Annotated in this window: 10 protein-coding genes and 2 pseudogenes; 7 read left to right on the forward strand and 5 right to left on the reverse strand. The window is 59.0% G+C overall.

The window, feature by feature from the left end; genetic code table 11:
- Together MSKU9_RS03335 and MSKU9_RS03340 are read right to left on the reverse strand one after the other, a co-directional pair.
- Positions 1-218: pseudogene (locus MSKU9_RS03335) on the reverse strand (RNase A-like domain-containing protein); the annotation flags it as partial.
- 526 nt (positions 219-744) lie between these two features.
- Positions 745-1959 carry an MFS transporter gene (locus MSKU9_RS03340; protein WP_141259934.1) on the reverse strand — a complete coding sequence of 405 codons (1215 nt, stop codon included), beginning with the start codon at positions 1957-1959 and terminating at the stop codon, positions 745-747.
- A gap of 105 nt (positions 1960-2064) precedes the next feature.
- On the opposite strand from MSKU9_RS03340, the gene MSKU9_RS03345 reads away from it, so the two are divergent.
- The 5 genes from MSKU9_RS03345 (at position 2065) to MSKU9_RS03365 (ending at position 5757) form a co-directional block, all read left to right on the forward strand.
- Positions 2065-2703, forward strand: a complete 639-nt coding sequence (locus tag MSKU9_RS03345; protein WP_141259935.1) for a TetR/AcrR family transcriptional regulator — start codon at positions 2065-2067, stop codon at positions 2701-2703.
- Between the two features lie 159 nt (positions 2704-2862).
- A complete protein-coding gene (locus MSKU9_RS03350) occupies positions 2863-3624 on the forward strand; it encodes an SDR family NAD(P)-dependent oxidoreductase (protein WP_141259943.1) in 762 nt (253 codons plus the stop codon).
- A gap of 31 nt (positions 3625-3655) precedes the next feature.
- The gene (locus MSKU9_RS03355; protein WP_141259936.1) at positions 3656-4108 is read left to right on the forward strand and encodes an SRPBCC family protein; all 453 of its coding nucleotides are present in this window, start codon (positions 3656-3658) and stop codon (positions 4106-4108) included.
- Positions 4105-4818: an SDR family oxidoreductase gene (gene bdcA / locus MSKU9_RS03360; RefSeq protein ID WP_141259937.1), complete on the forward strand. Its 714-nt coding sequence runs from the start codon at positions 4105-4107 to the stop codon at positions 4816-4818. The genes MSKU9_RS03355 and bdcA overlap by 4 nt, the downstream gene beginning before the upstream one ends.
- Positions 4819-4866: 48 nt before the next feature.
- Positions 4867-5757: an aldo/keto reductase gene (locus MSKU9_RS03365; protein WP_141259938.1), complete on the forward strand. Its 891-nt coding sequence runs from the start codon at positions 4867-4869 to the stop codon at positions 5755-5757.
- Between the two features lie 18 nt (positions 5758-5775).
- Here MSKU9_RS03365 and MSKU9_RS03370 read toward each other — a convergent pair whose 3' ends face one another.
- The gene (locus MSKU9_RS03370) at positions 5776-6240 is read right to left on the reverse strand and encodes a nuclear transport factor 2 family protein (RefSeq protein WP_141259939.1); all 465 of its coding nucleotides are present in this window, start codon (positions 6238-6240) and stop codon (positions 5776-5778) included.
- 105 nt (positions 6241-6345) lie between these two features.
- Here MSKU9_RS03370 and MSKU9_RS03375 point away from each other — a divergent pair, with 105 nt between their 5' ends.
- Entirely contained in the window at positions 6346-7296 is a 951-nt protein-coding gene (locus MSKU9_RS03375; RefSeq protein WP_141259940.1) for a GlxA family transcriptional regulator, read from the forward strand.
- Between the two features lie 74 nt (positions 7297-7370).
- On the opposite strand, the gene MSKU9_RS03380 is transcribed toward MSKU9_RS03375, so the two are convergent.
- Entirely contained in the window at positions 7371-8240 is an 870-nt protein-coding gene (locus MSKU9_RS03380) for an aldo/keto reductase family oxidoreductase (RefSeq protein ID WP_141259941.1), read from the reverse strand.
- 98 nt (positions 8241-8338) lie between these two features.
- On the opposite strand from MSKU9_RS03380, the gene MSKU9_RS03385 reads away from it, so the two are divergent.
- Entirely contained in the window at positions 8339-9250 is a 912-nt protein-coding gene (locus MSKU9_RS03385) for a LysR family transcriptional regulator (RefSeq protein ID WP_141259942.1), read from the forward strand.
- 383 nt (positions 9251-9633) lie between these two features.
- Here the strand turns inward: MSKU9_RS03385 and MSKU9_RS03390 are convergent.
- Positions 9634-9823 (reverse strand): annotated as a pseudogene (locus MSKU9_RS03390) (hypothetical protein); the annotation flags it as partial.

A 9823-nucleotide genomic window follows, 5' to 3' on the forward strand; every position in this document is an offset into this window, starting at 1 on the left:
GCCGCAAGCGCAATGCCGCCAACCTTGCTCAGCAGCGGCTCAGGGGCAGCCAGCAGGCCCGCGGCACCGGCCATTTCTGCTGCGCCAATGCCCATTGTGGCCAGACCTTCGGCCCTGTTGATACTTTCGTGGCCTGGCAGGTATCGCCTGACGACATTGACGAGTTGACGTTCGTCCATGACAAATGTCAGGGCGGGATGCTGGTTGGTATCTGGCATGACATGTCCTGCAGTGCAGACACAAAAAAGGCCGCCGGTGAGGGCGGGCCTTGCGTTCGCATTGATAATCCGTGCGGCGGCGGATATCGCAGCCGTTTTTCGGGATCATGAATTTATGGGAGCGTCCGGATCAGTAGGCACCACAATTCGAACCATATTCCGTATAGCAGAAAAAAACTGCATGCAGGGACCAGAACATACAGGCGGATACGGACCTTCAGCAATGTCAGGTCTGGCAGAAACTTTGGTAGTACACAGATGTCCGCAATGGAGGCGAAAGCTGTAAGTCCGCTTTGCTCGCCGCAAACAGACTGGCAGCTTTCGCCTTCATTTCGGACATAAATTATCTATCCCTATATTCCTGAAAATGGGCATTCTCAGGTGATCAGAATTCAAAATCAGATAAAATCTAGCCAGTCACTCGGGTGATGAGGCAAGATCCTCTGGCACGAACCGTCGTTGGCATAAATGCGCTCATCCTCATCGAAACCATGCGGTAACTCCACAACCCGTTCCTATCGAATTCTTAGCCCCCGCCCCCATGCCCGAGGCGGTGGCCGGGTCGAAATCCGTGGGACCGGGCCTGCCATGCGATCAGGAATCCAGCAGCAGCAAGTCCCGTTACAGCCCAGGGCAATGATGCTGCACCCCATATGTCGAGCAGCGTGCCGCCCAGAAGGCCCCCACCGGCTATGGCACTGTTCCACGCCACCACATTCATCGACAATGCGACGTCCACGCCATCGCCGGCCGCATCCGCCAGTGCCGTCTGGAGCAGCGTCGCAGCGCCTCCAAATGTCAGACCCCATATGGTGACACCGATCATGATCACCGCAGGTGACGCTGATCCGATGACGAAAGCCCCTGCCACGACCACGAATATGGCCAGACTGAGCAGGACGGACAGGCGCAGGGCGTGATCGACCGTGCGGCTGGTCAGCCAGATGCCAAACAGGGCGGCGACCCCGAACAGCAGCAGGATGCGATCTGCCTGGCCCGCCAGTCCGGCAGGTGTGACGAACGGCACGATGTAGGTGTAGAGAACATTGTGCGCGAGCATCCATGCCATCACCACGCCTAGAACAGACCGCACGCCCGGCATGCCCAGAACATGCCGGAATGGCAGGTGCTCGTGATGTGCAGCCCCCGGAAAGTCAGGAACCTTTGCCAGAACCCATGCGATCAGCAGTATGGTCAGGCCCGACATGATCCAGAAGGCCAGACGCCAGCCGACGGCAGCGCCCAGCCATGTCCCGGCGGGCACCCCCAGCGACAGTGCAATCGGTGTGCCGACCATGGCAATCGCCAGGGCACGGCCCTGCTGGGCGCGCGTTACCATCCGGCGCGCGTAGCCAGCCAGCAACGCCCAGGCCAGACCCGCCGCTGCACCCGCTCCGTACCGGGCCACGAGGGTCGCGCCATAATGCGCCGAAAACGCGGTGATGGAATTGAACACCACGAAACCTATGATCGCCAGCAGCAGAACCTTTCTGCGCCGCCATCGCTGCGTGGCGAGTGTCAGCGGAATCGCCGCACTCAGTGAGCCTATGGCATAAGCCGTCACCATCTGCCCTGCCAGCGCAGGGGAAATATGCAGACCCGCACCGATCTCGGGCAACAGACCGGCCGGCAGGGTTTCGGTCATGATGCAGATAAAGCCGGTCATGGCCAGCGCGAGCAGACCGGCGACAGGCAGGCGCTCATCGGGGTTTGTCGTGGGCACTGTGATGGTCGGGGTCATGGGTCGCTCATATGTGGATCGGACGATACACATATAGAGACGCGGCAGCCTTGGCAATTACTTCTGGATCACTTAATATGGAAGTCTTTAGGAAGGAGCAATGCCATGGCGCGGACTGGGCGTCCTCGTGAATTTGACCGCGACAAGGCGATTGACGCCGCCACAGCGCTCTTCTGGACGCAGGGCTATGAACCGACCTCTCTGACCCAGCTCAAGTCCTGCATGGGTAATATCTCGCCCGCGAGCTTCTATGCCGCGTTCGGCTCGAAGGAAGCGCTGTTCCGGGAAGTCGTGCAGCGTTATCTGGAGACCTACGGACAGGTGATGGCGCCCTTATGGGACGAGAGCCTGTCCCCGCGCGATGCCATCGAACAGACGTTGCGTGGCTCGGCGCGCATGCAGGCAACCAGCACGCACCCGACCGGGTGTCTGGTCGTCTGTGGCGCCAGTAACTGCTCACCCGAAAACGAACCCGTTCAGGCGCTCCTCGCGGCGGAACGACAGCGCACGCGGACTGGCATCAAAGCCTGCGTGGAACGCGCCATCGCCATTGGCGAATTGAAAGCGTCCCCGGCGACAGATGTTCTGCCCGATATTCTCGCGACTTTTTTCCACGGCATGACGTGCGAAACCCGGGACGGGATGACTTCAGACGCTCTGGATGCGGCCGTCACGTCGCTGCTGACATTGTGGGATATCAACGCGGTGAAACGGGAAACAGCAAAGCGGTCCAAAAAACGCTGACGGGTTGACGGTGGCGAGACGATCCAGGTCCGGCACGAGTATTCCATATCAGTCGATCCATAAATCATTGACCTCGTGCTACATCCCTATTATGGATTGATCGGTATGGAAGTTGTGCTGTTCGGAACACGACGCCATGCCTCTTCAGGGAATCCGATCATGAGCCCATCAAAAATTGCCCTCGTCACGGGCGCCAATCGTGGCATCGGCTACAGTATTGCGAAGCATCTGACAGCCTCCGGCATCAGCGTGATCGGCACTTATCACGCCAACGAAGATGAGGCGAAGGCTGCCGAAACCGCCCTCAGTCAGGAGGGCGCAAAGCTGCGCATGCTGCAACTTGACATCGCGAACCATGTGTTGTTCACGGGTTTTGTTCAACGGGTCAAAGCCCTTCTCGCAAACGAGTTCGGGCAGCAGGGACTAAATTATGTTGTTCAGAACGCTGGCAACATCATCCACACGCGCTTCGACGCCGCAACGTCCGAACAGCTCGACAATCAGTACAACATCCACTTCAAGGGCCCCTACCTGCTGACGGTAGCGCTCCTTCCGCTGATCCATGATGGTGGCCGCATTCTCAACATCACCTCTGCCGCAACGCGCTTCTATCTGCCGGATCATGGTCCTTACGCGGCCATGAAAGCCGCGACCGAAGTCATCTCGCTGTATATGACGAAAGAACTGGGCGAGCGCGGCATTACGGTCAATGCCGTCGCCCCCGGCGCGGTCGCATCGGACTTCGGTGGTGGTCTGGTCCGTGACGATGCCGGGATCAACAGGAGCCTGGCAGAGATCACGCCGCTGGGGCGTGTCGGCCAACCCGATGATATCGGGGCTGCGGTCCGTGGCCTCCTGTCGGACGACATGCACTGGGTGAATGGCCAACGCATCGAGGTGACAGGTGGCCAGTCGCTTTGATTCCGCACGGAAAAGGGCAGGGGAAGTCCGTATGATTAATGTTATGGCCAGCAGCGTCATCAATGCACCCGTTTCGTCTGTCTGGGGGCTGATCCGCGATTTCGGCACCCTTGGTCACTGGTTGCCGGGTGTGAAAAGCTGCGTGATCGAAGGCGATGATCCCGGCGACCGTGTTGGCGCGATCCGTCGTGTTGAAATGGGCGATGTCGGCGTCATCCGTGAACAGCTTCTGGCGCTGTCCGACGTGGATCATGCGGTGACCTTCTCGATCATTGAGTCGGCTTTACCGATCCGGAACTACAGGTCGACCATCACGCTTCTGCCCGTAACGGATGGCGATCGCACATTTATCCGGTGGCATGGTCAGTTCGAAGCGGCTGCCGAACACGCCGCCAGCATGGAGGCCAGAATGCCGACACATATCTACCAGCCAGCGTTCGACAGACTGGCGGAAATTCTGGCGCAGGGGGAAACACGGGCATGAGCAGCTTTAATGGCAAATCCGTCCTCGTGCTTGGCGGCAGCCGCGGGATTGGGGCCGCCATTGTCCGCCGCTTCGCAACGGATGGCGCGAAAGTCGTTTTCACGTATCTGTCCTCCCCTGATGATGCTCAGGCCCTGGCGGCCGAGACCGGAAGCAGGGCCATGCGCGCCGATAGCGGAGACCGGGACTCTCTCACCGCGCTGATCGCCTCGCTCGGTCCTCTCGACGTGCTGGTCGTCAACTCCGGAATTCTTGGCGCGGGTGATCCACTGGACATGCCGCCGGACGCCATTGACCGGCTTTTCCGCATCAATACCCTCGCGCCCTATCACGCGGCAGTTTCTGCCGCACGGACCATGCCCGACGGCGGCCGCATCATCTTCATCGGCTCAGCCAATGCAGACCGTATGCCGATGACTGGCCTTGCAGCCTACAGCGCCAGCAAGGCGGCACTGAAAGGCATGGTCAAGGGACTGGCGCGCGATTTCGGGGCGCGCGGCATTACCGTCAACGTTGTCCAGCCCGGCCCCACCGATACCGACATGAACCCGGCCGATGGACCGCTGAAAGACGTTATGCACGACTTCATGGCGATCAAACGCCATGCCACGGGCGCGGAGATCGCAGGGCTGGTCGCGTATCTCGCCGGGCCAGAGGCAGGCATCATCACCGGTGCGGCATACAACATCGATGGTGGCTTCGCGGCCTGATGGAATGACTGATCCCCAATCACCTGCTGGAAAAAAGGAACGAAGGCCATGACCAATTCATCCGCTAACGCCACCGACGCTGGCACCTTCAGCATCGGCGGCGACCTTGCCGTTCATCGTCTTGGCTTCGGCGCGATGCGCATCACCGGCCCGGGCATATGGGGACCGCCTGCAGATTACGACGAGGCCATCCGCACGCTGAGGCGCCTTCCCGAACTTGGCGTCAACTTCATCGACACTGCCGATTCCTACGGCCCCGATGTTTCGGAATGGCTGATTAAAGAGGCGCTGCACCCATACCCCAAGGGACTGGTGATCGCCACGAAGGGTGGTCTCACCCGCTCGGGGCCGGATATCTGGAAGCCGGTCGGACGGCCGGAATACCTGCTCCAGCAGGTACACAAGAGCTTGCGCAATCTCGGCGTCGAACAGATCGACCTGTGGCAATTGCACCGCATAGATCCCAAGGTTCCGGCCGATGAGCAGTTCGACGCGATCAGGTCCTTCATCGACCAGAAACTGATCCGGCATGCAGGACTGAGCGAAGTCTCCGTCGAAGACATCAAGGCCGCCTCGAAGTTCTTTGACGTAGCAACCGTCCAGAACCGCTATAATCTTGTCGATCGCACCAGCGAGGACGTGCTCGATTATTGCGCCGCCAAGACCATCGGGTTCATCCCCTGGTTTCCGCTTGCCGCTGGCGACCTCGCGAAGCCGGGCTCAATCCTGGATACCATGGCAGGGAAATACGGCGCGCACCCAAGCCAGATCGCACTGGCATGGGTCCTGAAACGCAGTCCGGTAATGCTGCCGATCCCCGGAACCTCGAAAGTCGCTCATCTGGAGCAGAATGTCGCCGCCGCCAGCATAACGCTGTCCGACGAAGATTTCGCAGCACTGGATTCAGAAGGACGCAAGGCGTTTCAGTCAACGCCATAAGGAAGCACTTCCGGGCTGTTACAGTCCCGACGCCGAAAGGCCCGGGTGATTGTCGGGACGTCGTCCTGCAGGCCAATGAAACAGGCGGTCAGTGACTGAAATGGGTTGGTCGTTAATTGACGCCACGCGGTAACGCATCAGCCCGTTTTCATCAAATGCCCAGTTCTCATTTCCATGAGATCTGAACCATTGGCCGGTCTGGTCCTGCCACTCATACGCGAAACGGACGGCGATCCGGTTGTCCTGAAAAGCCCAGAGCTCCTTGATAAGCCGATACTCCTGCTCGCGCTCCCATTTCCGCGTCAGGAACATCACGATGTCTTCCCGCCCGCAGATGAATTCCGAGCGATTGCGCCACTGGCTATCGGGAGTATAGGCCTGCGCCACCTTTTCAGGATCCTGGCCGTTCCAGGCGTCTTCGGCGAGACGGACCTTTTGAACAGCGGTTTCAGCATTAAAGGGCGGGAACGGGAGACGGGACATTGAAATTTCCTTTTGTATGGGGATGGATCACGGAATGATCGGACGTCCGTCAGTGTTTTCCGGAAGAGCGTTTGACGAAAGGACAATGATCCCTCATTTCAGGACATGCCCAGACAGATCGGTCTTCTCCTCTATCCTGACTTCCAGTTACTTGACGCAGCCGGAGTGACGGCAGCCTTCGAGATCGCCGGTGAGTTTGGGGGCGCTCCGTATGAGACGACGCCCCTGTCTCACCATGGCGGTCTGGTCCGCTCTTCTTCCGGAATGGCGATCGAGACCGTCCCTCTCGCCGCGGCCGGGTCTTTTGATACGCTTGTCGTTGTGGGGGGCAAAGGTCACAAACAGGCCATGGCCTGCCCGGAGTTGCAGGCTTTCATACGATATCAGGCGGGCACGGCACGGCGGATATGCAGCGTGTGTACAGGAGCTTTCCTGCTGGCGGCAGCCGGGCTGCTCGATGGACGCTGCGTGACGACGCACTGGCAACAGGCCAGCACCCTGAAAGCACAGTTTCCAGAAATCAGGGTCTCGGCAGAGGCCATTCATGTTCATGACGGCCCGGTCTGGACCTCTGCTGGCATCAGCGCAGGCATCGACATGGCTCTGGCGCTGGTGACTGAAGATCTCGGTGCAGACATCGGGCGTCGTACGGCGCAGCAGATGGTGGTTTTCTATCACCGCCCCGGAGGACAGTCCCAGTTTTCGATACTGCTTGAGATGGAGAGCCCTCAGGAACGTTTTACCGAGCTTCTGGGGTGGATCCGCTCCAACCTGAAACAGCGCCTGACCGTGGACATTCTCGCCAGTCAGGTCGGCATGAGTCCTCGAAATTTTTCACGCAGTTTCCGGGCAGCCGTAGGAATGAGTCCTGCCAGAGCAGTGGAACGATTGCGTCTGGAGGCCGCACGGGAGCGTGTCGAAGGATCGACTCTCCCCATCGAAGCCATTGCCATCATGACCGGTTTCCATGATCCCGAGCGGATGCGGCGTGCCTTCCTGCGTGAGTTTCACCAGCCGCCTCAGGCTGTCCGGCGAAACGCAAAGACCATATATTAAACGCTTCTCGGCGAAGGGTACTGCAAGCGGAAAGCCTGCAGCACCATGCACAAAAATGGTTCTGGCTTCCAGGATCAAGAGAGGGCGATAGTGTCAAGGCGCGCCCGAACATCGACCGACAGTTCCAGCGTCGCTGCCGCAAGATTTTCTGACAGATGAAGGGGGTTCGAAGTCCCCGGGATCAGGAGCAGGTTGGGTGAACGGGCCAGCAACCACGCAAGCGCCACCTGCAATGGGCTTTTTCCAATGTCTGCTGCAATTTCGGACAGGACATTTGACTGGATCGGGCTAAACCCACCCAACGGGAAAAATGGTACATAGGCGATGCCCTGTGCGGCCAGCGCGTCGATCAGTGCATTATCCTTTCCATGGACGAGGTTATAGTGGTTCTGCACGCATACAACTGGCGCGATTGCCTGCGCTTCGGCCACCTGCGTGGCAGTCGCATTGCTGAGGCCGAGATGGCGGATGAGGCCCTGTTCACGCAGCGCAGCCAGTGCCGAAAACGGCTCTGCCAGCGAACCTTCTTTTGGTGCAAGGACATCACCCATCAGCCGCAGGTTGACCACATCAAGCCGCTCAAGCCCCAGGTTGCGCAGGTTGTCATGCACGGCCCTGGTCAGGTCCTCCCTGCTCTGGGCTGGCAGCCATGATGCATCCTCGCCCCGCACCGCACCAACCTTGGTCACGATCACAAGGTCATCATCATAAGGATGCAGCGCCTCGCGGATGATCTGGTTCGTGACATGCGGGCCATAGAAGTCGCTGGTATCGATATGATTGACGCCAGCTTCGATAGCGGCGCGAAGCACGGCGACAGCAGCGTCGTGGTCCCGTGGCGGTCCGAATACACCGGGGCCCGCAAGCTGCATTGCCCCATATCCCATACGGTTCACGACGCGGTCACCGAGTGAAAAGGTTCCTGCATTGATGCGACTGCTCATTGGTATCTCCATGACAAGCGGTGTGCACCAAACATGGACTACGCTTGAATGATCGATAAGCTGTTCAATCCTGAACGGGTCGTACGGAAATTCGCACAATGTCATTCGAGCTTGATGATCTTTCAGCATTCGTCGCGGTTGCGCGGGCAGGTGGTTTTCGAGAGGCAGCGCGTGTTTCGGGTCTGTCAGCGTCCGGCCTCAGCGAAGCTCTGCGCAGGCTGGAAACCCGTCTTGGTTCGCGTCTGCTTCATCGCAGCACGCGCAGCATCTCGCTCACAGAAACAGGCGCCCGTCTGTTCGAGCGGCTCTCGCCTGCGCTTGCCGAGATCAGCGCCGCGCTCGATACGGTCCATGCGCAAACCGACCAGCCTGCGGGCACGATCCGCCTCAATGTGCCGGCCAATGTTGCCCGGACCGTACTTCCGGGCATTCTGTCGCCTTTCCTGACTGCGTATCCGCAAATCCGCGTGGAAGTGACCGTGGAGGACAGTTTTGTCGATATTTTCGCTTCTGGCGCAGATGCCGGTATCCGTTATGAAGAGCGGCTGGAGCAGGACATGATTGCAGTCCCCATCGGGCCGGCCACTCAGCGCCTGCTGACTGTGGCCGCACCCTCCTATCTGTCTGCAAAGGGACGTCCCCGACACCCGAGCGAGTTGCTGGAACACGTCTGTCTGCGTCTTCGCTTTTCCGGTGGAGCGCCAGCCATGTGGGAGTTCGAGAAAAATGGTGAGATTATCCGCCTCGATCCACCAGGCCCTTTATTGGTCCAGCCCGGATCGGCCTGCGATCTTCTGGTTGAAACTGCTCTGACAGGTCTTGGTATTGTCTGTCTGTTTGAAGACTGGCTGGTGCCTCACATCCGCAGCGGTGCGCTGGAAGTGGTGCTTGAAGACTGGGCCACACCGTTTTCGGGGCCGATGCTTTACTATTCCGGTCGCCGCCAGCTGCCACCGCCGCTTCGCGCATTTGTCGATTTTATTCGCTCGCATCAGTCTCCGACACAATGAGTGTCATCGCGATGCTCATGAATAGAGCAATCGAGGCTGCTTTTCTGGTGATATGAATAGCCCCTGGATTTCTGGACGCCCGAGCTTCTAAAAATCAGGAGGCGTTGATGGAAAAGCCCAATTTCAGTGATGAGTTCAAGCGTGATGCGGTGACGCAGATTACCGAACGGGTATATCCGATGGCGGCAGTTTTACAGCGGCTTGGGGGAGGGGGGCACATTCGCTGTATGCGTGGAAACGGCAATTCGCGAAGACGGCATCAGGCAATACCGGCAAGGATGCCGAGAACCGGCAGTTGAAGCGCGACCTGTCCCGAGTGACCGGGCAGCGTGACATCTTAAAAAAATCACCGCGTATTTCACCGGGGATGCAGAGATACGCCATCATCGGACTTGTAACGGTTTTGTGCCGGTCAGGAAGTGATTATGCCCCCCTTGCTTCGAAAGCGAGGGGCAGATGCCGCCCAGGTATGAATGGCGTTGACGTGGATGGTAGGACCCATTGATATACTGGAAGATGGCGCTCGTAGCCGGGCGACGGGTTGGCCAGTTCTGTCTCCAGAGCCGTTCCGCT

The sequence above is a fragment of the Komagataeibacter diospyri genome (genome assembly GCF_006538165.1).
Classification (GTDB): Bacteria; Pseudomonadota; Alphaproteobacteria; order Acetobacterales; family Acetobacteraceae; genus Komagataeibacter; species Komagataeibacter diospyri.